Source organism: Flavonifractor sp. AGMB03687 (genome assembly GCF_017811815.1).
GTDB lineage: Bacteria > Bacillota > Clostridia > Oscillospirales > Oscillospiraceae > Flavonifractor.
Genome location: NZ_JADKZI010000009.1, coordinates 40,698 through 65,925, shown reverse-complemented (window position 1 = coordinate 65,925; position 25,228 = coordinate 40,698). Strand labels below are relative to the sequence as shown.

Here is a 25,228-nt window from a genome sequence, read left to right as displayed (position 1 = left end):
CGTCATGCGCCGGAAACTCTGCGAGGCAAGTAGGGGCGGCATTTATGGCCGCCCGCACCCCCGGCCGAGCCCAGCGCAAGCGGGTCGGACGGGGAGGAGGAGGCGCAACGGAACGAGTGAGCGTTCCCATTTACGGGGACGCGAAGGATGTGCAGTTTGCGCCGACGAGAAAGAAGGTTGAGCTATTTGAGCGGAAAAATCGTCAAAGTCTCCGGTCCCCTGGTGGTGGCCACCGGACTGACCGACGCCAACATGGCCGACGTGGTCCGCGTGGGCGAGCAGCGCCTCATTGGTGAGATCCTCACCATGAACGGCGACTCCGCCTCCATCCAGGTCTATGAGGAGACCTCCGGCCTGGGCCCCGGCGCCGTGGTGGAGACCACCGGTGCCCCCATGTCCGTGGAGCTGGGCCCCGGCATCATTGAGAACATCTACGACGGCATCCAGCGCCCCCTGGAGGGCATCATGAAGGTGGCGGGCTCCAACAACCTGCCCCGCGGCGTGGAGGTCCCCGCCCTGGACCGGGAGAAGAAGTGGCAGTTCAACGCCACCGTCCAGCCCGGCGCCAAGGTCATCGGCGGCGACGTCATCGGCACCGTCCAGGAGACCAGCGTGGTGCTCCACAAGATCATGATTCCCCCCAAGATGAGCGGCACCATCCAGTCCATCCAGTCCGGCGAGTTCACCGTGCTGGATACCGTGGCCGTGCTGGTGGATGACCAGGGCGAGAAGCACAATCTCACCATGGTGCAGAAGTGGCCCGTTCGTGTGGGCCGCCCCTACAAGCATAAGTATCCCCCCAAGACCCCGCTGCTGTCCGGTCAGCGTATCGTGGACGCCATGTTCCCTGTGGCCAAGGGCGGTACCGCCGCCATCCCCGGCCCCTTCGGCTCCGGCAAGACCGTCATGCAGCACCAGCTGGCCAAGTGGTCCGACGTGGACATCGTGGTCTACATCGGCTGCGGTGAGCGCGGCAACGAGATGACCGACGTTCTGCGGGAGTTCCCCGAGCTGGTGGACCCCCGTACCGGCGAGTCCCTGATGAAGCGTACCGTCCTCATCGCCAACACCTCCGATATGCCGGTGGCCGCCCGTGAGGCCTCCATCTACACCGGCATCACCATCGCCGAGTACTTCCGGGACATGGGCTACCATGTGGCCGTTATCGCCGACTCCACCTCCCGCTGGGCCGAGGCTCTGCGTGAGATGTCCGGCCGTCTGGAAGAGATGCCCGGTGAGGAAGGCTACCCCGCCTACCTGTCCTCCCGTCTGGCCCAGTTCTACGAGCGGGCCGGCATGGTGGAGTGCATTGGCTCCGACGCCGACCGCCGGGGCTCCCTGACCGCCGTGGGCGCCGTTTCCCCGCCCGGCGGCGACCTGTCCGAGCCCGTGTCCCAGGCCACCATGCGGATCGTCAAGGTGTTCTGGGCCCTGGACGCCTCCCTGGCCTACCGCCGTCACTTCCCCGCCATCAACTGGCTGAACTCCTACTCCCTGTACCTGGACTCCCTGAAGCCCTGGTACGACGAGCACCTGGGTCCCCAGTTCATGGTCAACCGCGACAAGTCCATGTCCATTCTCCAGGAGGAGGCCAGCCTGAACGAGATCGTGCAGCTGGTTGGTAAGGACTCCCTGTCCGCCGGCGACCAGCTGACTCTGGAGACCGCCAAGATGCTGCGCGAGGACTTCCTGCAGCAGAACGGCTTTATGGAAGTGGACTGGTATTCCAGCTACGAGCGCCAGGACAAGATGATCCAGATGATTCTGGACTACGACAAGCTGTGCCGGGCCGCCATCGAGAAGGGCGCCCCTGTGGCAGAGCTGTTTACCATTCCGTTCCGGGAAAAGATGGGCCGCGCCAAGAGCGTGCCCGACGACCAGTTCAAAGAGGTCTACGCCCAGATGGCCCGGGAAATGGAAGAGGAGATCGAGGCTATTGCCGCCAAGGGAGGTGCTGAGGAATGATCCGTGAATATCGTACCATTCAGGAGATCAACGGCCCCCTGATGGTGGTCCGCAAGGTCTCCGGCGTCACCTACGACGAGCTGGCCGAGATCGAGCTGTCCGACGGCTCCATCCGCCGCTGTAAGGTGCTGGAGGTCAACGGCGACAACGCGGTGGTGCAGCTCTTCGAGTCCTCCGCCGGCATCAACCTGGCCCAGTCCAAGGTCCGCTTCCTGGGTCACCCCCTGCAGCTCCCCGTGTCCGGCGATATGCTGGGCCGGGTGTTCAACGGCATGGGCCGTCCCATCGACGGCGGCCCCGACATCATGGCCGAGGAGTACCGTGACATCAACGGCCTGCCCATGAACCCCGCCGCCCGTGACTACCCCAACGAGTTTATCCAGACCGGCATCTCCACCATCGACGGTCTGAATACCCTGGTCCGCGGCCAGAAGCTGCCCATCTTCTCCGGCTCCGGTCTGCCCCACGCTGCCCTGGCCGCCCAGATCGCCCGTCAGGCCAAGGTGCTGGGCGACGACGCCGGCAACTTCGCCGTGGTCTTTGCCGCCATCGGTATCACCTTCGAGGAGTCCGACTTCTTCGTCCAGGAGTTCCGCCGCACCGGCGCCATCGACCGTACCGTGCTCTTCACCAACCTGGCCAACGACCCCGCCGTCGAGCGTATCGCCACCCCCCGTATGGCCCTCACCGCCGCGGAGTACCTGGCCTTTGAGAAGGATATGCACGTGCTGGTCATCCTGACCGACATCACCAACTACGCCGAGGCCCTCCGTGAGGTGTCCGCGGCCAAGAAGGAGGTCCCCGGCCGCCGCGGCTACCCCGGCTACCTGTACACCGACCTGGCCACCATGTACGAGCGCGCCGGCCGTCAGCTGGGCAAGAAGGGCTCCATCACCATGATCCCCATTCTGACCATGCCCGAGGACGACAAGACCCACCCCATTCCCGACCTGACCGGCTATATCACCGAGGGCCAGATCATCCTGTCCCGCGAGCTGTACCGCAAGGGTGTGAATCCCCCGGTGGACGTGCTGCCCTCCCTGTCCCGTCTGAAGGATAAGGGCGTAGGCCCCGGCAAGACCCGTGAGGACCATGCCGGCACCATGAACCAGCTGTTCGCCGCCTACTCCACCGGTAAGGAGAACAAGGAGCTCATGAGCATCCTGGGCGAGGCCGCCCTCTCTCCCACCGACCTGCAGTACGCCAAGTTTGCTGACGAGTTTGAGAAGCGCTATGTCTCCCAGGGCACCGATGAGAACCGCTCCATCATCGAGACCCTGGACCTGGGCTGGGATCTGCTGAGCCTGCTGCCCAAGGCGGAGCTGAAGCGCATCAAGCCGGAGTATATCGAGAAATACCTCCCGAAAAAGGAGGGATAAGGTATGCCCGCGATCAATGTGAACCCCACCCGGCAGGAGCTGACCCGGCTGAAGACCCGGCTCAAGACCTCCATCCGGGGCCACAAGCTGCTGAAGGATAAGCGGGATGAGCTGATGAAGCAGTTCATGGACGTGGTGCGGGAGAACCGGGCTCTTCGGAAGAAGGTGGAGGACGGCCTCATGCGGGCCCACGGCTCCTTCACCGTAGCCTCCGCCCTCATGTCCTCCGAGATGCTGGAGCAGTCTCTCCTGTACCCCAAGCAGAGCGTGGAGCTGGATATGACCTTCCAGAACATCATGAGCGTCAACGTGCCCGTTTACGAGTTCCGGACCAAGAGCGACGACGCCGGGGAGATCTATCCCTACGGCTTCGCCAACACCTCCGGCGAACTGGACGGCGCGGTGGACGCCCTGTCCGGGGTGTTTCAGGATATGCTGAAGCTGGCCGAGATCGAAAAGACCTCCCAGCTGCTGGCGGAGGAGATCGAAAAGACCCGCCGCCGGGTCAACGCCCTGGAATACGTCAAAATCCCTCAGATGGAAGAGGCCATCAAGTATATCACCATGAAATTGGACGAGAATGAGCGCTCCAACACCATCCGTCTGATGAAGGTAAAGGACATGCTCCTCAAGGAAGCCATCGAGGAGCGGAGAGACGAAGACGCTAGAGCCGTAAGGACTTTCGGGTCTTCGGGTGAAGCGCCCCAGCAGGTTTAAGGGCGGTTTTACCGTAATTTTACCGCTTTTACGATGGGACGAAATGTGAAAAGCTGGTACTGTTTGGGATACCCCGAACAGTACCAGCTTTTTTGTTGTGCCTTTGGTGCTGCTCCAAAATGATAAGGGGGAGTATTTGAAACAACGATTCAAAAGGGTGTTCCAAAAGTTCCAAATAAGTTTTTGGGACGCTCGATTGCTCAATCAAGTTGTCCGCTCTGAAAGGTATGGCTTTTGGAGCGGTGCTTTATGGGACAATTTTTGGGTTTTGTTTCATTTACAAATCTAGTTGATTGGAGTGACAACAATATGAAAGTGGGATATGTGCGTATCTCAACAAAGGAGCAGAACACCGCCCGTCAGGATGTACTTATGGAGAAATTAGGGGTTGAGCGCGTCTTTACGGACAAGTTAAGCGGTAAGGACACCCAGCGCCCAGAGTTACAGAAGATGATGGACTTTGTGCGTGAGGGGGATGTAGTAGTCGTGGAGAGCTTTTCCCGCTTTGCGAGAAATACCCGTGATCTGCTGGATTTGACAGCGGCATTGGAGAAAAAAGGGGTAAGGTTTGTTAGTCAAAAGGAGGATATTGACACAAAAGGTGCAACAGGGAAACTCATGCTGACCATCTTTGGCGCTTTGGCTCAGTTTGAGAGAGAAACAATCTTGGAGCGGCAGGCTGAGGGGATTGCCATAGCCAAAGAGGAAGGGCGTATGAGTGGCAGACCTAAGAAAGCGGAAAGTACCTTTGAATCGGTTTATTGGGAGTGGAAAGCCGGGAAGATCAGCGCCGCCAAGGGAGCCAAAAAACTGGGGATTGCCCGGTCTACCTGGTATCGGAAAGTAAGGGAGCTGGAGAAAGAGGGCATAGACGGCGGGGCAATCATCGAGCTGGGTTAACCCCTCCCATCTCACCAATCCATAGGTACATATTCCGGCTATTTCGTCAGCAGTCAAGAGGGCTGTGTCAGCGTTATAGTTTAGTTGTGGTTGAGAGATAGAACTTGACCGATAACTAATTTAAGGAGTGTGTACTATGGATAAGAAGTTCATCATTAACCGGGTTGACCTGGGGCAGAGAGTGACTGGGTATGAGGTCTTTAATCCCGGTGTGAATGGCGGTGAGGTTCTGGGTATGACCGCCAAGCAGTTGAGTGAGGCGGTCAAGTCCTGTGAAGTGCTGGGTATGGTGCTGGATGGCAACGGGGCTTTGCAGCTGGACGAGGCCAAGGGGTTCCGGGCCATCATGGTCAAGACAGGCGTGGGGACTCTGACCAGCACCGACCCGGCAGCGGTGGCAAATCTGATGTACACGGTGTACCGCCGGGACGGTGAGAACTACAAGGTAATTTCCTCCCGGTTTGGCCGTCAGACCTTCTGCGCCGACAAGATCAAGGCGCTGCTTGACCTGGGAGCTATCAATGGTGTGGTGCTGGACGGTGACACCATCAAGTGTGCCTGGGAGTGGGAGGAAATGCCCCAGGGCAAGACAGTGAAAAAATAAGGAAACAGTAAGCGGGTCACCCGGTCAGGGTGGCCCGCTCAGTTTAAAAGGGAGGTGAAGCAGATGTGCCATATTGCAGAGCTGGTGATTGGGGGTTGTGTACTGATTGCCATGACCACCCTGGGAGTGGTGGCGATCCTGGGGGTTCTGGGAGTGCTGGAGAGGACTTTTGGGGTGCTGGGGGGTATGTGGTATGCAGAGGAGGAAAAGGGGGTGAAACAAGCCCCAGAGGGTGAGGAAAAGATGTAAGGGGTCCTTTGGAGCGGCAGGGCCAAGCAGTGTGCAAAAAATGGGGATACTCTGCTGCTCCCAGCATTTTTTAATAATATTGGGGGTGAGATGAATAAGGGCAAATAAGGGCAATTTCACTTTTGACTTGTGAAAAAAAGGTGATACAGTCACGGCCACATGGTCGAATAAATGCGGGAGACAGTGGGGCGGTTTCGACTTGATTACCAAATTTACCAAAAATTCGAGATAAACGAGACATTAGGTATCGTGTAGAACAGTGAACGCTAATTTTTAGCTTCATAGCAAGCAACGACTTTAATTAACGGCACACGATACACTGATTAGGTAAAGATGGAGCGCCGTAAGTGGGGCAGAAAGAAATCGACCTGTTTCGCCAAAAGGCAAAGACTTACTATTAGGGAGGTGAAACTAAGTATAATACGGTGAACGACTCTTAAGAAATGGCAGGGAGAGCGTAGATAAAACCGGTGAAGTCTTAAAATGCTGGTGAGAAATGTTGGGTTTGTCCGGTAAGACAACTAATTTTTCCTACTCGTCAATAATAGAAGCAGAAATAGGCATGGATTTTTCAGATGGAATGACAGTTTCTCCAAAGAAAATAGGCATAAAGAAAGAACCTCAACATTTGGGGAAACGCAAAACATACTATACTTCCTCAGGACATCTTCGCTCAACAGCTGCTTGGATGAAAAATTTCCCTGCCTCAAAAAGTGCTTAATAGATATACACAATAGCACCTCATCCATGGTGGATATATGTATGGATCGACTTGAAGTATAAAAATGGACATTTACTTTTAAGATCGATTGCTCTACTTGCATTTTATATCCACATGGTTTAGAATGAGGTTACGAGGCAAAAAAATAGTGCGGCAGGGATAGAGGGCGGCAACCCTCTATCCCCTGTACAGGTGTCGTGACCACCATGCACAACTGCGTCAGCAGTACCACATCCACAGTATAATGCAATCTTGTTGAATTAGCAAGGTGCGTTATACGAGTTGTGTAAAGCACATAGCAAGATCATTTCGTGCGTGCATGGGTATCTTTGTACCTGTGTGCGCTCTTTTTGTCTCGGCGGCAGAAGCTCAAGGGGAGACAGGCTGGCTCTGTCCCCCTTGGGTGGAAGCTGTTGAGAGTCAATAAAAAAGCCGTCACTGTGACGGCACAGGAGGAAACCGTAATGAAAAAGGCGATCATATATGGTATGTCCCTGGCACTGATTTTATCCATGACAGCCTGTGGTGGTTCCAATGAAAACGCCGCTGATAAGAGCCAGGAAACCAGCACCCCCGAAGTCTCCCAGTCCATGGAGAGCAGTACCCCCACCCCAGAGCAGACCACCCAAACCGCACCCGAAACCACCCCCACCCCGGAGAGCGTTTCCACTCCTGCCCGGGATGATACCACGGAACAGGAGCAGCTTTTCACCGATTGTAGCGAGACCATGTATGCAACCACCACAGTCAATGTACGTTCCAGTTATAGCACCAACAGCGATAAGTTAGGTAGCTTAACCAAGGCTCAATCTGTTACTCGTACAGGCATTGGTACTGGAGCTGCAGCAGGATGGAGTCGGATAGAGTTTAATGGTAAGGTAGCGTATGTATCTAGTGACTATCTCAGTGCTACCAAGCCACAAGTCAGTGTAAGTAAACCGAGTACTGGTAATAGTAGTTCTGGCAGCACTCAGACAAGTAAGCCCAGCAGCAAGCCCAGCACAGGTGGTAATAGTGGTAGTTCCTCAGGTTCTTCTGGTGGTCAAACCAGCAAGCCAAGCACCTCAACAGGCGGAAGCATATCTAGCGGAGGTAGTGATCAGGTAGGTCAACCACCAGCTAGTGGCGGTTTAGGCGGTCTTATAAACGCTGATCCTCAGGGAAATCCTGATTCTTTTCAGAACTTAGAGTCTGAGGGTAACGCAGGTATCAATATTGAGTAATAAATACTGAAAGTTGGAGGTGATAAATATGAGGACAGCCTTAAAGTCTAGATTATTGGCTTTTTTATTAGCTATTGTAACAATAATGTCATTATTAAGTACAACTGCAAGCGCTGTTGATTATGTAGACGTTTGGCAATCAGCAGGTGGATCTGGTGCAAATAATGCTTCTGTTACTTCAGGAGGAGTTTGGGCACCAAGATACCAAGGATTTAGAATAGCTATATTAGACTATGCAGGAAAGCCAGCATTTACATTCAATGGGAAAGATTACTTAGATTTGTTATTTTCTTACCCATATAATTGTAGCTACTATGGATTAGAGAATAAGACTGATGGTTATAGAAAAGCTAGTATATATAGATCTGACTGGGAGTCTAAATGTTACGCAATCACTATAAGCGATTTATATTCTGGAATTAATTCTGGACAATTAAGTTTTAAAACTAATGGAGATGTTTCTATTACAGCCTCAAATTTAAAGAACATACCCTATCATTTGGATAGGCAAAATGGATATTGGTATAAGCAGGGTACTAAGGTTAAAGAAAAAATGTATGGTATATCAGATGATAAGATAGATATAAATGCAGCTCTATTTGCCATTTTAAATCTTAGAGCTAATGGGGTAGGATACTTTTGGAAACCTAAGAGTGACATTTTTGTTGGTCAACCTTATTCAAGTGCAGAGCTTAATGCTTTAGCAAATAATCAAACAACTCCAATGGACCTTATGGGCTCTAGGAAGTTAGTAGTATCAGTAGAGCCAATAATATGGAACCAGTTAAGAATAAGTAAATCACAATTCAGCAGATATTCAGTTTACGGAACTCAAACAGATATAGGGTTCATATGTAAAAAGTTGATTGAGTGGGGAACTGACTTTGCTGGGTCAGATGGTGGTGGAAAGAATGGTGGTTACGACTGGTCTCTATTCGGTAAAGTAGGTCGTAAAGCAATGGTCTTAACTAAAGGCATAAGAATACACTATTATCATAATGGAACTGAAGATATTCAACAAACTTGGGTTATAGACCCACCAGTAGATAACGGAAAAGCAGTTGACAATGACACTGTTGCTGCTATGCAGCCTGGATGGTCACTTCATCTTTACCAATTAAGAGGTAGTGACGACCAAACTCATACTTATGATAGTCATAATTATCCGATAACTGATCCTAACCCTCATGGAGATAACCCAAACTACAAAGAACACCCAGCACCTGATCCTAGTAAGGACCCATGTACTTCAACAACAGTAGAGAAGAATAAAGATAAACTACATTATAGAATAGTAAAGGTATATGACCAGGAAGTACTGTATGCATCTATTGATGAAAATGGAGAACTCACTCTTACTAAGGGTACTGAGCACGTATCCACTCATGTAAGAGAGCAAACACTTCCAAAGATAGAAGTACAAGATGAAATGCCAGAGTACAGAATGGTTGAGTGGAAATACACTTATGACCAATATGTCCCAGTAACAGAGGGTGGAACAGAGAGTACAAAGTGGGAAGATGAGCCAATAGCAGGCAGGACAGTTGTTAATAGTGATATAGCCGCTTGATATACTCCATTTGCAGATGGAGTATATTTTTTTTGTTAGGAGTGAGATGAACATGATAAACAACCTGTACGTGGTTCAGCGGGGGCAGCAGTATGCCATATTCACGCCTCAGGGCATACAGATCGGTCTTCTGTTCTTGGGACAGGATGGCCAGTACGCCAAGGACGTGGCGGCTCTTGGCCCGATCACCAAGGCACTGGCAAAGCGTTGGGGTGTGAATCCAAAGGATTAAAAACACATCCGACCAGGGGAGCAGCGTATCATGCTGCTCCCCTACTTTTTATACTTTTTCAAGCACTTTTTCCCATACGTGAGTTAGGCTAGTTGTAATGATGTATTTGACCTATTTTATAAATTTGCTGTTTGAGTTGCTGGAAAAGCAAGAACGGGCAGAGGGCTAGTTGAGATTGAGAAAGATACACGCACTATCAAATACGAGGATGGGTTGATGGTTTATCTAGGATGTTTCAATAAAAAATGACACAAGAGATGATACAGACAAGAATAAATCTTATTGTTTGAAGGTATTTGTAAGAAAAATATCTAGGTCAAGACGAAAAAGAGGAAGTAGAGAATTTTTCCTTGTGAGAGTAGGTAAAATGGATGGATTTTTAAAATGGAAGGATTAAGTGGGAGAAGTTAGAAAAAATAAGAGCCCTACATGAAATAGGCTAGTTGAGAATGTGGGCGGGAAATGTTCCAAATGTTCCAAGTGCCTGAAATGACACAGATTGCAGCGTTGCGTGTGATACTTTTGTCAGCCAAGTTGTTTTAGATGTTTATATGGTCCGTTGCTCTCCTTGTTGATTGTGTGCCCTATATTCGCTATAATAGCCATATCAATCATGGAAGAGGCAGTTAGGAGGCGGAACGGGTGGCAAATGAAACAGTGGGAGCCGTGTCAGAACTGAACGAACAGAAAAAGCAGTTTAACCGCCGTGTCAATTACTTTATTATGCGGTATATGTGGCAGGTAATACATGGGCGGAGCCGTGGTGACGGCGATACCATTTATAATGCGTTCAATACAAGTCGGGAACGATATACCCGTATCATAAATACGGGTGTTGTGCGGTATGGCAGAAATGAATTAGCGGACTTACAACAGATAACAGGTTTGAGGAAAGAGATATTTACCGGAGAAGAACGCTTTATCTGTCCGTATAAAGGAGAAAACGGAGAGGTTCATATTACAGAGCAGGACTGGAAGGACTGGGACAAGGAGCGAAAGGAAGGACAAGAGAAAGTCGTACAAAAAAAGATATGTGAGTGTCTTAAGAAAGTCAGTAGAACAAATATAGAAAACAGAGAATTTTACCGATTGTGCTTTTACCTTAAAAACATGGAGCCGGCACCATCAAAAACCTCACCGGAAACATTGCGTCACATAATGACAGAAATCAATCAACTGTCTTTTTCACTGTTGGATGGCTGCCAGGTTGGCCAGCTTCAAAAATTGCAGAAGCTGTTAAAAGAAAAAAATGCACTTATTTCAAGTATGATAGTTTACAAGAACGCAAGGGATAAAGAACGGCAAAAATAATTTTAGAGCCATGTGCTTCATAGTGAAGTATGTGGCTCTTTTTGTATGTGTGGTGTAACGAGAATAAAAAGGGAGGATGTACATCAAAAAACCATTAGTATTACATATATGATGAAAACAATAACATTGTATATCGTAAAAATGCGTATAATTCTAAGGAAAATATCATTGTGATATGATATGCATGTAAAGAGGACAGGGCACCAAGCCCCAGAGGAAAGGCGCGCACCTTGAGAACAGAATAGTGATGCCCTAATAGGGACATTGGGATTTTAAGGGAGCAGTATATCTCTTTACATTGATCTTTCCTTATACTGCTGAACATTTAAGGGGGTGATATATACAAAATAGGAGTAGTGGAACATATTTACTGAAAATACATGGGAGAATATCCCTTTTCACATAGGAGGGCTTTATGGATAAGGTAATGTTCAGAAAAGTGGAGGAATTGCCTTTGGTGCTGACACCAGCAGAGATATCTGGGTTACTGGGGATTTCCAGGAACACGGCATATGAGTTGCTTCATAGCAAGGATTTTCCTGCGTTCCGCATTGGAAAACAGTACCGGGTGAGTCGGGAGCGGTTTGTGGCCTGGCTCAATGGAGAAGCGGCTTAACAAAAGATGATGGAGGTTTATAGATATGACACGCATGACAGAAGTTGTGGAGCGGTTCATGGCGGCTGGTACAATGGCGGAGGTTTATAAGGTTGCTGACGGTCCTGTGGTGGTTGGGGCATGGAGCCGGGATGTGGGAACAATGGAGCGGCGTCTAAAGCTGGCTCTGGTGTACCCGGATGGGGAAATCAGCCCCGTCCGGGAATACGCCAAGCGGAAGCTGACAGAGGCAAAGGCACTAAATGATTTGGCTGACCTGGACGGAATAGCGCCAAAGATGGTGAATGAAATTTATGAGGCAGTGATGAAGCAACACCGCAACCTTCCCGTACAGGAGGACAGAAATGGACAGTGTTCTATCATGCAGGCATATCGTGCCTTGTGTGAGTATGTGTGGGAGTATGAGGAACCTGGCAAGGTGTTTATCCGTGACGGCTATGGGAATATCCTTGCCAGCTATCTCCCCAATGTACTGAAACGGTTGGAGTTGGGATATAGCCGCCTGGAACTTGAGAAAAATTTGAAATCGTGGAACTTACTTCGGGTCAACAATGGGACAGGGCATCCCTACACCTACAAAATCAACACCGGGAGCGCAAATAACTGGTTTCTATCCTTTCGACTTCCTGAGAAAAGTGAGGTGGCAGCATGAGCCTGGAGGCAAGCGTCCAAATCTTTTCCTATGTTGGCAGCAAGGCGAGGATGGCGGGAGTTCTCTCCCGCCTTATCCCCGGCCACTGCACAACCTACGCCGAGCTGTATTGCGGCAGCGGAGCTTTGGCGTTGAATAGCCGAAAATTTGAAGTCAAAATCCTCAATGACCTCAATCCCAACATGGCGAACTTCTGGCGGATGGCAACAGATACGGAGAGTCGAGGGGAACTGCTAAAACAGATACAGAAGACCAGCTGTAGCTGGGGAGCATTTGAAGCGGCCAAGCAACGGCAGACGGCATATGGCTCTAAGCGGGAGGACAGGCTTCAATGGGCGGTTGATACATTCATTCTAAACCGTCAGTCTTTCAATGCGGATGGAAGAGCATGGGTCTACAAGGACAGAGAAGCATATGAAAATCTGCTTAAACACTCGTTAAAGCTATCGCTGGCATTTAGGGCGCTGGATAGTCAGGTATTCCGAGTCTATAACGACAATGCCCTTGCGGTGATGGACAAAGAACATTTGCTGGGTGACTCCAATGCGTTTATCTTTCTTGACCCGCCCTATTTGGAGGGATTGCGGTGTGATGGAAAGCTATATCAAGTAGATATGCCTGATGTGCGTGACCACATCAACCTACTAAAGAAGATTCGTGACGCACAAGCCAAGATTGTTCTATCTGGTTACTGGTCAGGCAGGGACGATGGGACAGATCTGTACGACTACTACCTTTTGCCCTACGGCTGGCACCGACATCTGCTTGGCACATATACCAAGAGCTGTGAAGTGGGCGAGAAGAAGTCGGAGGGGGCAGAGTGGATCTGGTGTAACTACAATCTAAAGGAGGAAGCACTTGGTGGAATTGCGTTCCTAGACTCTTACTGTGATGAAGAAAAAAGTCCTTGCCTTATGGAGTGGCTGGCGTTACAATCCGACAACCGAGCGGGGATAGTTTAAGTGAAGTACATACAGACAGAGTGGGGTGCTGGTATTCGGCACCCCGCCAAACTTAAAGGAGGAATCGATAATGGCAAAGCGAGCAAACGGTGAGGGTAGCATCAGAAAGCGCAAGGACGGGAAGTGGTTGGTAACTTTCCCCACTGGGCTTTATAAGGAGAATGGCAAGAGGGAATACTTGTACTTCTACTTTAACTCCCAGGCGGAAGCTGTGGAGAAGATGCGGCAGTTACAGAATGAGAAAGCGGTGGGAGTGTGCCGCTCCAAGGCAGCCATTAAAACGGGAGATTGGATTCATACTTGGATTGAGAAGTACAAAGCCCCCCATTTGGCACCGTCTACGCTGACCAGCTACCGAAACAACTTTCGTGTCCATATCAGGCCGTATGTGGGAGAGATTGCACTAAAGGATTTGACCACCTATCATATCCAGAAAATGCTAGATAACGGAAATTTTAGATTCTCTCTCTTTATCAAAGTACGTAATGTCATTCATGGAGCGCTGGAGCAGGCGGTAGAGTTGGGGATGATACCCAAGAACCCCTGTAAGGGCGTGGCGTATCCGAAGGATGATAGAAAAGATGTGTGGGCACTAACCAAGGAGGAGCAGCAGAGGCTGATTGCGGCGCTGGATGGGGAGTATTACCGGACAATGTTGCTGACCTATCTATATACGGGTATGCGTGCTGGGGAGGGTATTCCGCTTCAATGGAAAGATATTGATTTGAATAAGCGTACGATTCGGGTCAATAAGAAGGCCATCTTGCACCATGACTACGCAACCCACAGCGGCAAGCAAGAGATACAAAACTTCTGCAAAACCGAATCGAGCAAGCGAACGATAGTCATCACGGCGGGGTTGGTTGCTATTTTAGCGGAGCATAAGGAAGAAATGAAAAAGCGTGCGGCGGCGCTGGGGCTGGAATGGTCAGAGGATAGTCTTGTATTCTGGAACACCAGAAACAAAATTGTCCAGTATGGCAATTTAAAAGAGAGCCTGAACAAGATTTACCGAAAGGCAGGCATTGAGGATGCGACTATGCACACACTTCGCCACACCTACGCCACCCGCTGTTTTGAAGCTGGGGTGGATATTAAAGCGATCTCGGAGCAGCTAGGTCACGCCAACGTCAAGACTACCTACAATATCTATGTCCACCTCTTGGAAGATACCAAGGTGAAGGAGATTGATAAACTGTCTGAGATTGATAAGTTTATTGCGTCGGAAGATACAACAGAGAGCGCCGTTGTCATTCCGTTCCCGGAGAGTGGAAAAGCAGTTTAATGGATGGAGGCCCGGTAGCTGTGGGGAGCGGCTACCGGGCTTTTACCGTATTTCTACCGCTTCTAGGTTGGGAGTAGGTGGGAGGCCTTGGGAGTGGATGGGAGGCCAGGGGAGAGAAAACCTTGATAAATGGGGCTGTTTGGGATTGATTAGCACTAGCTAAACCGCTGGCTCCATATAGGTGAAGGATATGCTTTTGAAGGAAGCCATCGAGGAGAAGCGGGAGGCCGACGCCCGCGCCATGGAAGCCTTTGCCGGCAAACAGGAAGAGGTATGATACAAAAAAGACGGCCCGAACTTCGGGCCGTCTTTTTCTGCCTTTAAGGCCTTTTCCAAAATTGAACCTTTCAGAAAGGAAAACGTAAGAAAGGACCGATTTGCCTCTTGCCCTTTTTGAAAGGGGTATAAGGGATTATTTTAAACGAAAAAGTAACGAATACTTGCAAATTGTGTCGGATATAGGGATGTTTTTGTTCTAAATGTGCGGGGGATATTTAGGGGACAGGCGGGGGTGCCACCTTTGACAGAATGCACTTTTTGGCGTATAATCACGGACTATCTGCTGATGATTTAGGAGAAACGCCTATGCATATCAAAGAAATCCTACGAAAGGACCGCCTGTGGCAGGCAGCGTTCCTGCTGCTTACCCCCTTCACTGCCGTGTGGCTCATGCAGCTGGCCTACGGGACCAACCCCTTTGCCATGGCCTTGCCCGTTCAGCTGGCCAACGCCCTGTGTGTGGCCCTGCTGTTCTGGGTGCTGTGCGCCCTGTTGGGGCGGATCGCCCCCTGCACCATCGCCGTCCATATCGCCGCCGGAGCCTGGGGTGCGGCAAACTTTTATGTAAACTCCTTCCGGGGCACCCCCGTCCAGCCCTGGGACTTCTCCGCCCTGGCCACCGCCGCCGATGTGGCGGGCAACTACCACCTGTTCCTCACCTGGCAGATCGGTCTGGCCATTGCCCTGGCCGCGGCCCTGGTGGTCTTTCTCCACCCCAAGCGGCGCAAGGCCCGGCTGCGGATTACCGGCCGGAAGGGGATCCCCCTGCGGCTGGCCTGTCTGGCGGCGGGTCTGGCCTGTCTCCTCTTCTTGCTGCCCACCGAGAAGCTGGGTAAGCTGGGGGTCAAGACCGACGTGTGGGACCCCACGGGAGCCTACCGGCAGTGGGGCTGTCTGGCGGTGTTTCTGCGCAACACCGAGTTTCTGGAGGTAGAGGTGCCAGAGAACTACTCCCCCGAGACAGTGGACGAGATCCTGGACCAGACCGAACCGGCCCAGCCCGCTGAGGTGTCGGTGAAGAAGCCCAACATCATTGCCATCATGAATGAATCTTGGGCAGATTTTGAAAGTTACGGCAACCTTTCGCTCAGTGAGAGCGTCATAGACTATGTCCAGTCTCTGGACAACGCCATCTTCGGCCACGCCTACACCTCGGTGTTCGGCGCCGGCACCAGCGCCAGCGAGTTCGAGTTCCTCACCGGCAACTCCATGGCCTTCCTGCCCTCGGGCAGCATCCCCTACCAGCAGTACGTGCTGGGTCCCACCGCCTCCCTGGCCTCCATCCTGAAGGCCCAGGGATACGACACCCTGGCCTTCCACCCCGGCGAGCGCAATTCCTGGCAGCGGGACCGGGCCTACCCCCACCTGGGCTTTGACGCCTTCAAGTGCGGGGAGGACATGAACGTGCCCCAGACCATGGAGCACGGCTACGTGGGCGACCAGTCGGACTTTGAGCAGGTCATCTGGGAGTTTGAGCACAAGGAGGAGGGCAAGCCTCTCTTCCTGTTCAACGTCACCATCCAGAGCCACGGCAGCTACACCGACCCCAATTATCCGGCGGAGGTCACCCTCACCGACGAGCCGGGCAAGTACCCCATGGCGGAGCAGTACCTCACCCTGGCCAACAAGACGGATGAGGCCTTCCGAACCCTGGTGGAGTACTTCCAGAACCAGGACGAGCCCACCATCATCCTTATGTTCGGCGACCATCAGCCCTCGGTGGAGCAGGGCTTCCTGGACAAGGCCTACGGGGTGACCCAGGACCAGATGACCATGGCGCAGTATATGGGCAAGTACCAGGTGCCCTATGTGATCTGGGCCAACTACCCCCTGCCGGAGGAGGGCCCGGAGGTGACCAGCCTGAACTTCCTGAGCCTCTACCTGCTGCGGTACGCCGGGATCCCCTTCACCGGGTATCAGGATTACCTGTGGCAGCTCCAGCAGACCCTGCCCGCCCTGACCTTCGTGGGCTACGTGGATGCCGACGGCGAGGCCCACAGCCACCTGGAGACCAACGACTACACCGGTCTGATCCAGGAGTACCAATGTGTGCAATACAACAACCTCTTCGGGGGAAAGGAGCGGCGCAGCGCAGCCTTTGATCCCTGAATCGCAAAAAAAGTGCGCGCTGTAGGAAGCAGTGCGCACTTTTTGGGTTTATCCGTTGAGGTTCCAGGCGAAGTGCTCCAGGTCCTCCTCCAGGATGAGCTCCCGTTTGCTGTCCGCCGCCGTGATGGGGCGGATGGGACGGCAGGGGTTGCCGAAGGCCAGCCAGCCGGCGGGGATGTCCTTGGTGACCACACTGCCCGCGCCGATCACCGCCCCGTCCCCGATGGTGACGCCGTCCAGCACCACCACGTTGCAGGCCAGCCACACCCCGTTGCCGATGTGGATTTCCCGGGCAAACTCCGCCATGGTGGTGCGGCCCTCGTTGTCCAGGCCGGTACGCTCCTGGGCGGGAAGAGGATGGTTGGTGGCCATGAGGGACACGTTGGGGCCGAAGCACACGTTGTCCCCGATGTAGATGCGGGCATCGTCCATCACCATCAGGTTGAAGTTGGCGAAAAAGTTCTCCCCGATGAAGGTGTGACAGCCGTAGTTGAACTGGACCGGGCCCTGGAAGTAGCACACCTTGCCCACGCCCCCCAGGATGTTCCGCAGCACGTCGGCCCGGGCGGGGTCGTATTCGTCCATGGCATTGTACGTCCGGCAGGCCTCATGGGCGATGTGCTTGAGATCCTTCAGCTCCTGCCGCCGGGGGTCGAACATCTTCCCGGCAAAAATCTTTTCTTCCTCCGTCATGATTCACTCACCTGATTTGTCTCAAGGTTGGCTGCCCCCGGCAGGGCGCAGTTGCGGAAGGCGCTTTTCACCAGCCGGATGCAGTCGTCCAGCAGCTGATCCAGATCGGAAAAAACCGTCTGGGCCAGTTTGTTGTAGTAGGTATTGAGCAGGCCGTTGAGAAATACGATGATGGAGAAGGCAGCCACGTCCCGGGACATGGGGAAAGCATAGCCCTTCTCCCGCAGGTAGCCCTCCATCACCTCCCGGGTGAGGTTGAAGACCTCCATCCCCGCCTCGTACTTCCGCCGGGCCACCGCCTCCATGGGGGTGCCCACGTAGTCGGCCTGCATGGGGATCTGCTTGAGGGCCATCACCTCATAGAAGGTGGGGTGGGCCCAGGCAAACTCCAGATAGGTGTGGAGGAAGGTGTCAAAGCGGGCTTCCCCGCCGTTGACGCCGTCCATGGCCTGGCGGAGGGCGTCGCACAGCTGCCGGTAGCCCTCGGTGACCACCGACAGGTAGACCTCATCCTTGTTGACAAAATAGAGGTAGATCTTGGTGGCCGAGGCGCCGATCTTCTGCCCCAGCCTGCGCATGGTGAGACCCTCGTAGCCGTCGGCCGCCAGGATGTCCAGAGCGGCCTCCAGGATGCGGGCCTTCTCGGCGGATTTCTCCGCAGGCGTCTTCTCTCTGGGCGGCATGAGACCACCTCTCTTTCCTTGTTTTTCTTCGCCTTATATTGTAATGCGTACGGAACAAAGCTGGATACCTTGAAAGCACCAGCTTTCAAGGTGAGTTGGCTTTGTTCAAGCGCAAAGTTTGGACAAAATCGTCCAAACCTTGCGCCTTCCGTTGGTGCGACACACCAACGGAAATACGCATTGCAACAATGGCTACATTCCATAAAACGGCCGCTTTAAACCGTTTTATGGAATGCGCGGCTACCGCCGCACGAATAAACCGCATCGCGGTTTATTCGGTAGACATTATTGTACCAAATCCGATTTTTACAATCAATACTTGCCTTTTTTGCGGGGCCGGAATATTTGCGCGAAAGGTATGGATATCCCGCGGGAAATGTGATAAGCTGTAAACCGGTGTCAACCGGAATCATCGGATTTTCAGGCGCGAAGAGAGGAGGTCTCCCCGTTGAAGCTGGACTACAACGAACTGCTGGAAATGGTCAGTGAAATGGGCTTCCGGCTCATGTTCAGCGGCGCGGAGATCTACCGGGTGGAGGAGTCCATCAGCCGCCTGCTCCAGGCCTACGGGGCCGAGCGGGGGGAGGTCTTTGCCATCCCCAACTGCATCATCGTCAGCCTCACTTCTCCCATGGGGGAGCCCATGACCCAGATCCGCCGGATGCCCAACCACGGCACCGATATCTACCTGCTGGAGCGGTACAACGATCTGTGCCGCCGGCTGTGCCGGGAGACCCCGCCCTTTGAGGTGGCCCTGGACAGCATGCGGGAGATCGAGCGCACCCACAAGGTCTATTCCCTACCCACCCAGCTGGCAGCCCACTTTCTGGGCTGCGGCATGTTCTCCCTGTTTTACGGAGGCTCGGTGTGGGACGGCCTGTGCGGTGGCCTATGCGGCATGGTGATCTGCCTGTGCCTGGCCCTCACCTCCAAGCTGGGTGCCAACCTGTTCTTCAAGACCATCGCCGGCGCGGCGGCCTCCGCTTTTGTGGCCCTGGCCCTCACCGCCGTAGGGGTGGGTCAGAACTCGGACAGCATCATCATCGGCGCCCTGATGGCCCTGGTGCCCGGCATCGCCTTTACCAACGCCATGCGGGACATTATGGCCGGCGACATGGTGGCGGGCATCAGCAAGGCCGCTGAGGCTTTGCTCATCGGAGCGGCCATCGCCCTGGGCACCGCTCTGGCCCTGGGTCTGATCCGGCCGCTGATGGGAGGCTGACATGGATACCTTTACCTATTATCTGCCCTGTTTCTACGCCTTCTTCGCCTGCATCGGCTTTTCCCTGCTCTTCAACATCCACGGCGCTGCCGGTATGCTCATCTGCGCCGGCGGCGGCGGTCTGGGGTGGCTGGTCTATCTGATCACCGCGCCCCTGGTCCACAGCGACATCATCCAGGCCTTTTTCGCCGCCCTGGCCATTTCCGCCTGGTCGGAGATCATGGCCCGGCTGCGCAAGTGCCCGGTGACCAGCTACCTACTGGTGGCCCTCTTCCCCCTGGTGCCCGGCGGCGGTATCTACTACACCATGGAGCACGCCATGAGCGGGGAGACCTCCCTCTTCCTGGAGTCCCTGCTCCATACCCTGGGTATGGCGGGCGCTCTGGCGGTGGGCGTGCTGATGGTGTCCTCCCTGGCCCGTCTCATCACCACCTATCAAAACCGCCGCCATGGCCGGATCGGAGGAACCCACCCATGAATCGCTATGACTTTGTCCTCTTTGACGCGGACAATACCCTGTTTGACTTTGACCGGGCCGAGCACGAGGCTCTGGCCCTGGCCCTGAAGGAGTTCTCCATCCCCTGCACCCCGGAGACCGAGGCCCTCTACGTGTCCATCAACAGCGGCCTGTGGGCCATGCTGGACCAGGGGGTGGCCACCCGGGAGTGGCTGGTGGTGGAGCGCTTTGCCCGCCTCACTGCCGCCCTGGGGGTGGAAGCCGACCCCGCCGCCCTCAACCGCACCTACCTGGACCGGCTGGGGGAGCAGCCCTTCCTGCTGCCCGGCGCGGAGGAGGTGTGCCGGGTGCTGGGCGAGCACTGCACCCTGGCCATCCTCACCAACGGCGTGGCCCGGGCCCAGCGGGGCCGCTTTGAGCGCTCCGCCCTGGCGGGCCTCATCCCTCACCTCTTCATCTCGGAGGAGGTGGGCGCCTCCAAGCCCAGCCCCGACTTCTTCCGCCCGGTGCTGACCGCCCTGGGCATCACCGATCCCCGCCGTGCCCTGATGGTGGGGGATAACCTGACCACCGACATCGGCGGCGCCGCCGCCGTGGGGCTGGATACCGCCTGGTACCACCCCGCTGCACCATCTTCATCCCATCCCAATCCGGCCCCCACCTGGGAGATCAGCCGCCTGGAGGAGCTCATTCCCCTGGTGCTGGAGGCCCCTGAACAATGACATAAATGAGGTGCATCCAGCTTGTCCCGCTCTCTGTATCATAAAATCTCCGAGGAGCCTCCACCCCAGCCCCGCCGCCGGCGGCTGCCTGTGATTCTGGCGGCTGTTGTGGTGGCTGCCGTTTTAGTGACCGTCCCGGTGCTGAACCGTTCCCTCGCGGAGGGAGCCGACCCCGTTCCTACCGCCACGGTGTCCCCCAGCCCCACCCCGGAACCCACGCCTACCCCCACCCCTGCCTTTGACTTTTCCCAGCCGGTGCCCCACGGGGTGTCGGTGGATATGGACTACTTTTCCGACGCCCTGTTTATCGGCGACTCCCGCACCCAGGGACTGAGGCTGTACAGCGGCATCAAGGGCGCCACCTTCTACGACTACACCGGCCTGAGCATCTTCGGGGTGAACAACCCCGGCCTGGTAACGGTGGACGGCCAGTCCTACTCCATTGTGGAGGCCCTGCAGAAGGGACCCCAGTTTGGAAAAGTGTACATCGCCTTCGGCATGAATGAGCTGGGCTACTACAACACGGAAAACTACCTGGCTACCTTCGGCAAGTTCCTGGACCAGGTGAAGGAAGCCCAGCCCAACGCCGTGGTCTATCTGCAAAACCTGGCCCCGGTGGACGAGGCCAAGTGCGCCAAGTACGGCCAGGCCTCCTGCATCACCAATGCCCGGGTGGCCGTATTCAATGAGCTGTTCGCCCAGCTGGCCCGGGAGCACCGGGTCTGCCTGGTGGATGTATACAGCGCCCTGTCCGACGAGAACGACGGCCTGCCCAGTGAGGCCACGTCGGACGGCATCCATTTTCAGCGTCCCTGGTATGAAACATGGCTGGCCTGTCTGATGAGCCATACGGTGGACCCGGAGGCCTATCGGGCGGGACAGACCGCGATGGAAGGAGATAGAGAATCATGAAAAACCTGCTGACCCGTCTGGTACCCGGAGTTCTGGCCCTGTGCCTGTGTCTGTCCGCCTGCGGCGGCGGAGGCGAGACCGCCGCCAAGAACTACGATCCCGCCGCCACTGCCCAGGCCCTGCTGGACTCCAGAGCCTTCACCGATACCCTGGACACCCTGGACAAGGACACCGCCGCCGCCATGTACGGCATTGACGCTTCCACCATCACCGACAGCGCCGTGTACACCTCCCTGTCCATGGGCGCCGAGGAGATCGCCGTGCTCACCCTCACCGACGAGGCTGCCGCCAAGACCGCCAAGGAGGCCCTGGACAAGCGGGTGAGCGACCAGATCGAAGCCCTGAAGAGCTACATGCCCGCCGAGGTGGACAAGCTCAATCACGCCATCGTGGAGCAGTCCGGCAACACCGCCCTGCTGGTGGTGGCCGCCGACGCCGCCGCCGCCCAGAAGGTGCTGGACGGCCTGAACTGAATCGGTCCCCCCACAAAAAACGCCGGGTATTTCCCGGCGTTTTTTCTGCAAAAATAAATCCTGCGCCTTCAACTTTTCGCGCCGTGCTGCCGTCTAAGAATCAGAACGCTGCAACTGACAGCCGGATTCAGATTAAAAGAACGAGGTGTCTCCTGTGTCTCAGTCTTATCATCCCAAACGTGTGAAAAAGCGGGGGAAAGGCCCCGGCGTGACCCTGCCCCTGCTGGTGGCCGCCGCCGTGGTGTGTGTGTGTCTGCTGCTCATCCCCTCCGCGGGCAAGAGTGCGCCCCCTGCCGCCGACGTGACCCCCAATACCGTCCCCACGGCCAGCCCCTCTGCCCCCGTGGTGGAGAGCGCCCCTCAGTCTACCCCGACTTCCACGCCCGAGCCTGAGGCCACGCCTACCACCACCCCTGAGGCGGGCAATACCCAGACGACGGCCTTCTCCTTCACCCAGCCGGTGCCCCAGTCCGACCCGGTGGACATGGACTACTTCTCCGATGCCCTGTTCATCGGCGACTCCCGCACCGACGGCCTGCAGATCTACAGCGGTATCAAGGGCGCCACCTTCTACTGCTACAAGGGTTTGAACATCTTTGACATGAGCAAGCGCCAGGTGGTGGAGATGAACGGCGGCAAGTACACCGTGGTGGAGGCCCTGCAGAGAGGCCCCCAGTACAAGAAGATCTACATCTCTCTGGGCATCAACGAGCTGGGCTATCCCGGCACCGACAGCTTCTACAAGGCCTTCAAGTCCTTCCTGGAGGAGGTCAAGGCCGCCCAGCCCGACGCCATCATCTATCTGCAGAACCTGGTGCCCGTCAACCCGGAGATCTGCGCCCAGAAGAATCAGCCCTCCTACGTGAACAACGACCGGGTGGCCGACTTCAACAGCGTGTTCCCCAAGCTGGCGGAGGAGTGCCAGGTGGCGCTGGTGGACGTGAAGAGCGCCCTCAGCGATGCAAACGGCATCCTGCCCGCCGAGGCCACCGTGGACGGCGTCCACTATACCAAGGCCTGGTATCAGAAGTGGCTGGAATATCTCATGTGCCACACCGTCACCCCTGAGGCCTATCAGGCGGCCCAGACGGCAGCCCAGTAAAAAGGAGCGTACCCCGGCTTTGGACAGCAACATCCGGCAGCAGCTGAGCGAGTATATCGTGTCCCACCAGGAGGATTTCTACCGCCTGGCGTACAGCTATGTCAAAAATCGGGACGCTGCCCTGGATGTGGTGCAGGAGAGCATTGTCCGGGCCCTGTCCAAATCCGATTCCCTCCGTCAGCCGGAGTACATGAAGACCTGGTTTTACCGCATCCTGCTCAACGAGAGCATGAACCACTACCGGCGGGGCAAGCGGCTGGTGTCGCTGGAGGACTCCACCACCGATGCTCCCGCCCCTGCCAGCGACCCGGCGGAACGGCTGGACCTGTACGCCGCCATCGACCGCCTGGGTCCCAAGGAGCAGGCCATCATCCGCCTGCGCTTCTTTGAGGACATGAAGCTGGAAGAGATCGCCCGGGTCACCGGGACCAATCTGAACACCGTGAAATCCCGCCTGTACAAGAGTCTGCGCAGGCTGCGGGAGCTCACGGGGGAGGAGGTTGCAACATGAAGGACCTATGGGAGCAGGCCCGGCAGCAATACCGGGAGACCCAGCCGCCGGAGGAACTGAACTTTGCCGTGGCCTCCGCCCTGCGGGCGGGAGAGCGTAAGAGAGCCCACCGGCGGAACGTGCGGCGGAGCCTGTCCGCCGGACTGGCCGCCTGCGCCTGCTTTGTGCTGCTGGTGAACGCCAGCCCCACCTTTGCCCAGGCCGTGTCCGAGGTGCCCGTGCTGGGAGACCTGGCCCGGGTGTTCACCGTCACCCAGTATACCGTGGAGGACCGGGACCACCTCATTGACGTGCGTCTGCCCGCCCTGGATCTGGCGGGCGACACCGACCTGGAGCAGCGGGTGAACACTGAGATCTCCACCCGCCTTGACCAGATCCTCCAGGAGGCGGAGGACCGGGCCCGGGAGACCAAGGAGGCCTATGTGGAGACCGGCGGCGACCCCGACGATTTCATGCCTATCGTCATCAGCGTGGATTATGAGATCAAGTGCCAGACCGAGCAGTACCTCTCCTTCGTCATCACCAAGACCGAGACCCTGGCCAGCGCCTATACCGAGCATTACGCCTACAACATCGACCTGACGGCCGGCCGGGAGGTCACCCTGAAGGACCTGCTGGGTCCCGACTACAAGGAGAGTGCCAACGCCGCCATCTCTGAGGAGATCGCCCGCCGCAGCCAGGACCCGGACAACGTCTTTTTCCTCCAGGGGGAGGGCGGCTTCGAGTCCATCTCCGACGATCAGACCTTCTACCTGGACGCCGACAAGAATGTGGTGGTCCTCTTTGAGAAGTATGAGATCGCCCCCGGCTATATGGGGGTGCAGGAGTTTGCCATTCCCCTGCCGGAGCAGGCATCCTGACCGAACGAAAAAAGCCCGGGTGAACCGCATGCGGTTCACCCGGGCTTTTTCATGTTCGTTTACAGCAGGGAATTGAACAGGCTGCTGAAGGAGGAGCCCACCAGGCTGGGCAGCAGACCGCGGCCCACCAGCAGCAGGGCCAGGATGAGGGTAACGGCCACCACGCCCAGATAGACCAGCCAGCTTTTGCCCGACTCCATCTCGGGGACAAGGGCCCGGAAGGAGTCCACCCCCAGCGCCACCCACAGAATGAGGGACAGGAAGAAGAGCCAGGCGCCCAGGTTGATGGAGATGAGGAAGCACACGAAGGAGGCCAGCATCACGATGGAGACGAACACCGAGTGGCTGCCGCACACCATGACCACGTCCTGGAAGGTGCAGGTGGATTTGAGCAGCTTGGCGCCCCCGAAGAGCAGCCCCAGGAACAGGGCGATGCAGATGGCGCCGCCCACCAGACCGCCCACAAACCACAGCTGGAAGGGGATGTTCAGGTAGCCGTAGCTCATGGCGCTCAGCTTGGCGCAGGGGCCGAAGGCCATCAGGATGCAGGCCACCAGCTGGATGCCAAGCAGGATCAGAGGGGTGACCAGGTCCTTCTTGGCCAGGGTGTCCCGGGTGGCCTGGACCGGGGAACGGAAGTAGGCCTTCAGAAAGCCCACCAGCCCGCCCAGTGCCGCGCTGGCCGGGGAGGGCTGTCCGGCAGTGGAGGCGGTGCCGCTCATGCTGGCGCCGCAGTTACTGCAGAACGCGGAGCCGTCGGGCATTTCTTTTCCGCACTTGGGACAATACATACACAACACTCCTTACCTTGGGCGGCGC

The 25,228-nt window shown here is 55.4% G+C and carries 27 protein-coding genes; 24 read left to right on the top strand and 3 right to left on the bottom strand.

Translation table 11 applies throughout. The annotated features are described in order from the left end of the window. Window positions 1-186: 186 nt before the first annotated feature. The 16 genes from J9789_RS15230 to J9789_RS15155 all read left to right on the top strand — a co-directional run bounded on the left by J9789_RS15230 (window position 187) and on the right by J9789_RS15155 (window position 16,774). Complete coding sequence (locus tag J9789_RS15230; protein ID WP_245185320.1) at window positions 187-1,965, top strand: V-type ATP synthase subunit A; 1,779 nt, start codon at window positions 187-189, stop codon at window positions 1,963-1,965. Continuing rightward, the gene (locus tag J9789_RS15225; RefSeq protein ID WP_209346542.1) at window positions 1,962-3,344 is read left to right on the top strand and encodes a V-type ATP synthase subunit B; all 1,383 of its coding nucleotides are present in this window, start codon (window positions 1,962-1,964) and stop codon (window positions 3,342-3,344) included. The genes J9789_RS15230 and J9789_RS15225 overlap by 4 nt, the downstream gene beginning before the upstream one ends. A 3-nt stretch (window positions 3,345-3,347) precedes the next feature. Further along, window positions 3,348-4,061, top strand: coding sequence for a V-type ATP synthase subunit D (locus J9789_RS15220; RefSeq protein ID WP_209346541.1), 714 nt, complete (start codon window positions 3,348-3,350; stop codon window positions 4,059-4,061). Window positions 4,062-4,310: 249 nt separating this feature from the next. Next, the gene (locus J9789_RS15215) at window positions 4,311-4,961 is read left to right on the top strand and encodes a recombinase family protein (protein WP_348633705.1); all 651 of its coding nucleotides are present in this window, start codon (window positions 4,311-4,313) and stop codon (window positions 4,959-4,961) included. A gap of 136 nt (window positions 4,962-5,097) precedes the next feature. Next, on the top strand, window positions 5,098-5,565 hold the full coding sequence (locus J9789_RS15210; RefSeq protein WP_209346540.1) for a hypothetical protein: 468 nt from the start codon (window positions 5,098-5,100) through the stop codon (window positions 5,563-5,565). A 63-nt stretch (window positions 5,566-5,628) separates the two neighbouring features. Beyond that, window positions 5,629-5,814, top strand: a complete 186-nt coding sequence (locus J9789_RS15205; protein WP_087187185.1) for a hypothetical protein — start codon at window positions 5,629-5,631, stop codon at window positions 5,812-5,814. Between the two features lie 562 nt (window positions 5,815-6,376). Beyond that, complete coding sequence (locus J9789_RS15200) at window positions 6,377-6,535, top strand: hypothetical protein (protein WP_209346539.1); 159 nt, start codon at window positions 6,377-6,379, stop codon at window positions 6,533-6,535. A 464-nt stretch (window positions 6,536-6,999) separates the two neighbouring features. Next, window positions 7,000-7,758, top strand: coding sequence for an SH3 domain-containing protein (locus tag J9789_RS15195; RefSeq protein ID WP_209346538.1), 759 nt, complete (start codon window positions 7,000-7,002; stop codon window positions 7,756-7,758). A gap of 28 nt (window positions 7,759-7,786) precedes the next feature. Further along, window positions 7,787-9,328: a hypothetical protein gene (locus tag J9789_RS15190; RefSeq protein WP_209346537.1), complete on the top strand. Its 1,542-nt coding sequence runs from the start codon at window positions 7,787-7,789 to the stop codon at window positions 9,326-9,328. Between the two features lie 52 nt (window positions 9,329-9,380). After that, window positions 9,381-9,560 carry a hypothetical protein gene (locus tag J9789_RS15185; protein ID WP_087329184.1) on the top strand — a complete coding sequence of 60 codons (180 nt, stop codon included), beginning with the start codon at window positions 9,381-9,383 and terminating at the stop codon, window positions 9,558-9,560. A 642-nt stretch (window positions 9,561-10,202) separates the two neighbouring features. Then, window positions 10,203-10,871: a hypothetical protein gene (locus J9789_RS15180; protein WP_209346536.1), complete on the top strand. Its 669-nt coding sequence runs from the start codon at window positions 10,203-10,205 to the stop codon at window positions 10,869-10,871. A 415-nt stretch (window positions 10,872-11,286) separates the two neighbouring features. Then, entirely contained in the window at window positions 11,287-11,487 is a 201-nt protein-coding gene (locus J9789_RS15175) for a helix-turn-helix domain-containing protein (protein ID WP_209346535.1), read from the top strand. Between the two features lie 25 nt (window positions 11,488-11,512). Next, on the top strand, window positions 11,513-12,139 hold the full coding sequence (locus tag J9789_RS15170; RefSeq protein WP_209346534.1) for a hypothetical protein: 627 nt from the start codon (window positions 11,513-11,515) through the stop codon (window positions 12,137-12,139). Then, window positions 12,136-13,101 carry a DNA adenine methylase gene (locus tag J9789_RS15165; protein ID WP_209346533.1) on the top strand — a complete coding sequence of 322 codons (966 nt, stop codon included), beginning with the start codon at window positions 12,136-12,138 and terminating at the stop codon, window positions 13,099-13,101. Before J9789_RS15170 ends, J9789_RS15165 begins: the two co-directional genes overlap by 4 nt. 70 nt (window positions 13,102-13,171) lie before the next feature. Beyond that, the gene (locus J9789_RS15160) at window positions 13,172-14,386 is read left to right on the top strand and encodes a site-specific integrase (RefSeq protein WP_209346532.1); all 1,215 of its coding nucleotides are present in this window, start codon (window positions 13,172-13,174) and stop codon (window positions 14,384-14,386) included. Between the two features lie 585 nt (window positions 14,387-14,971). Then, window positions 14,972-16,774 (top strand): LTA synthase family protein, encoded by a 1,803-nt coding sequence (locus tag J9789_RS15155; RefSeq protein ID WP_209346531.1) that lies wholly within the window; start codon window positions 14,972-14,974, stop codon window positions 16,772-16,774. Between the two features lie 48 nt (window positions 16,775-16,822). Here J9789_RS15155 and J9789_RS15150 read toward each other — a convergent pair whose 3' ends face one another. After that, entirely contained in the window at window positions 16,823-17,467 is a 645-nt protein-coding gene (locus J9789_RS15150; RefSeq protein WP_209346530.1) for a sugar O-acetyltransferase, read from the bottom strand. Continuing rightward, on the bottom strand, window positions 17,464-18,150 hold the full coding sequence (locus J9789_RS15145) for a TetR/AcrR family transcriptional regulator (protein ID WP_209346529.1): 687 nt from the start codon (window positions 18,148-18,150) through the stop codon (window positions 17,464-17,466). The genes J9789_RS15150 and J9789_RS15145 overlap by 4 nt, the downstream gene beginning before the upstream one ends. A 448-nt stretch (window positions 18,151-18,598) precedes the next feature. On the opposite strand from J9789_RS15145, the gene J9789_RS15140 reads away from it, so the two are divergent. From J9789_RS15140 to J9789_RS15105, 8 genes are all read left to right on the top strand, one after another. Next, on the top strand, window positions 18,599-19,372 hold the full coding sequence (locus J9789_RS15140) for a threonine/serine exporter family protein (protein ID WP_209346528.1): 774 nt from the start codon (window positions 18,599-18,601) through the stop codon (window positions 19,370-19,372). A gap of 1 nt (window position 19,373) precedes the next feature. Then, window positions 19,374-19,850, top strand: coding sequence for a threonine/serine exporter family protein (locus tag J9789_RS15135; RefSeq protein ID WP_209346527.1), 477 nt, complete (start codon window positions 19,374-19,376; stop codon window positions 19,848-19,850). Beyond that, on the top strand, window positions 19,847-20,551 hold the full coding sequence (locus J9789_RS15130) for a YjjG family noncanonical pyrimidine nucleotidase (RefSeq protein ID WP_209346526.1): 705 nt from the start codon (window positions 19,847-19,849) through the stop codon (window positions 20,549-20,551). Before J9789_RS15135 ends, J9789_RS15130 begins: the two co-directional genes overlap by 4 nt. Window positions 20,552-20,572: 21 nt before the next feature. Further along, window positions 20,573-21,463, top strand: a complete 891-nt coding sequence (locus tag J9789_RS15125; RefSeq protein WP_209346525.1) for a GDSL-type esterase/lipase family protein — start codon at window positions 20,573-20,575, stop codon at window positions 21,461-21,463. Further along, the gene (locus tag J9789_RS15120) at window positions 21,460-21,936 is read left to right on the top strand and encodes a DUF4358 domain-containing protein (RefSeq protein WP_209346524.1); all 477 of its coding nucleotides are present in this window, start codon (window positions 21,460-21,462) and stop codon (window positions 21,934-21,936) included. Before J9789_RS15125 ends, J9789_RS15120 begins: the two co-directional genes overlap by 4 nt. Before the next feature lie 154 nt (window positions 21,937-22,090). After that, entirely contained in the window at window positions 22,091-23,038 is a 948-nt protein-coding gene (locus J9789_RS15115; protein WP_209346523.1) for a GDSL-type esterase/lipase family protein, read from the top strand. A gap of 19 nt (window positions 23,039-23,057) precedes the next feature. Further along, complete coding sequence (locus tag J9789_RS15110; protein ID WP_209346522.1) at window positions 23,058-23,549, top strand: sigma-70 family RNA polymerase sigma factor; 492 nt, start codon at window positions 23,058-23,060, stop codon at window positions 23,547-23,549. Beyond that, window positions 23,546-24,409 (top strand): anti-sigma-V factor rsiV, encoded by an 864-nt coding sequence (locus J9789_RS15105; protein WP_209346521.1) that lies wholly within the window; start codon window positions 23,546-23,548, stop codon window positions 24,407-24,409. Before J9789_RS15110 ends, J9789_RS15105 begins: the two co-directional genes overlap by 4 nt. A gap of 59 nt (window positions 24,410-24,468) precedes the next feature. Here J9789_RS15105 and J9789_RS15100 read toward each other — a convergent pair whose 3' ends face one another. Continuing rightward, window positions 24,469-25,200: a zinc ribbon domain-containing protein gene (locus J9789_RS15100; RefSeq protein ID WP_209346520.1), complete on the bottom strand. Its 732-nt coding sequence runs from the start codon at window positions 25,198-25,200 to the stop codon at window positions 24,469-24,471. Between the last annotated feature and the right edge of the window lie 28 nt (window positions 25,201-25,228).

Excerpts from the sequence above, each read along its gene's own strand:
- J9789_RS15225 (WP_209346542.1), top strand. The coding sequence starts at position 1,962 with ATGATCCGTGAATATCGTACCATTCAGGAGATCAACGGCCCCCTGATG.
- J9789_RS15220 (WP_209346541.1), top strand. The coding sequence starts at position 3,348 with ATGCCCGCGATCAATGTGAACCCCACCCGGCAGGAGCTGACCCGGCTG.
- J9789_RS15215 (WP_348633705.1), top strand. The coding sequence starts at position 4,311 with ATGGGACAATTTTTGGGTTTTGTTTCATTTACAAATCTAGTTGATTGG.
- J9789_RS15210 (WP_209346540.1), top strand. The coding sequence starts at position 5,098 with ATGGATAAGAAGTTCATCATTAACCGGGTTGACCTGGGGCAGAGAGTG.
- J9789_RS15205 (WP_087187185.1), top strand. The coding sequence starts at position 5,629 with ATGTGCCATATTGCAGAGCTGGTGATTGGGGGTTGTGTACTGATTGCC.
- J9789_RS15200 (WP_209346539.1), top strand. The coding sequence starts at position 6,377 with ATGGATTTTTCAGATGGAATGACAGTTTCTCCAAAGAAAATAGGCATA.
- J9789_RS15195 (WP_209346538.1), top strand. The coding sequence starts at position 7,000 with ATGAAAAAGGCGATCATATATGGTATGTCCCTGGCACTGATTTTATCC.
- J9789_RS15190 (WP_209346537.1), top strand. The coding sequence starts at position 7,787 with ATGAGGACAGCCTTAAAGTCTAGATTATTGGCTTTTTTATTAGCTATT.
- J9789_RS15185 (WP_087329184.1), top strand. The coding sequence starts at position 9,381 with ATGATAAACAACCTGTACGTGGTTCAGCGGGGGCAGCAGTATGCCATA.
- J9789_RS15175 (WP_209346535.1), top strand. The coding sequence starts at position 11,287 with ATGGATAAGGTAATGTTCAGAAAAGTGGAGGAATTGCCTTTGGTGCTG.
- J9789_RS15170 (WP_209346534.1), top strand. The coding sequence starts at position 11,513 with ATGACACGCATGACAGAAGTTGTGGAGCGGTTCATGGCGGCTGGTACA.
- J9789_RS15165 (WP_209346533.1), top strand. The coding sequence starts at position 12,136 with ATGAGCCTGGAGGCAAGCGTCCAAATCTTTTCCTATGTTGGCAGCAAG.
- J9789_RS15160 (WP_209346532.1), top strand. The coding sequence starts at position 13,172 with ATGGCAAAGCGAGCAAACGGTGAGGGTAGCATCAGAAAGCGCAAGGAC.
- J9789_RS15155 (WP_209346531.1), top strand. The coding sequence starts at position 14,972 with ATGCATATCAAAGAAATCCTACGAAAGGACCGCCTGTGGCAGGCAGCG.
- J9789_RS15150 (WP_209346530.1), bottom strand. The coding sequence starts at position 17,467 with ATGACGGAGGAAGAAAAGATTTTTGCCGGGAAGATGTTCGACCCCCGG.
- J9789_RS15145 (WP_209346529.1), bottom strand. The coding sequence starts at position 18,150 with ATGCCGCCCAGAGAGAAGACGCCTGCGGAGAAATCCGCCGAGAAGGCC.
- J9789_RS15135 (WP_209346527.1), top strand. The coding sequence starts at position 19,374 with ATGGATACCTTTACCTATTATCTGCCCTGTTTCTACGCCTTCTTCGCC.
- J9789_RS15130 (WP_209346526.1), top strand. The coding sequence starts at position 19,847 with ATGAATCGCTATGACTTTGTCCTCTTTGACGCGGACAATACCCTGTTT.
- J9789_RS15120 (WP_209346524.1), top strand. The coding sequence starts at position 21,460 with ATGAAAAACCTGCTGACCCGTCTGGTACCCGGAGTTCTGGCCCTGTGC.
- J9789_RS15105 (WP_209346521.1), top strand. The coding sequence starts at position 23,546 with ATGAAGGACCTATGGGAGCAGGCCCGGCAGCAATACCGGGAGACCCAG.
- J9789_RS15100 (WP_209346520.1), bottom strand. The coding sequence starts at position 25,200 with ATGTATTGTCCCAAGTGCGGAAAAGAAATGCCCGACGGCTCCGCGTTC.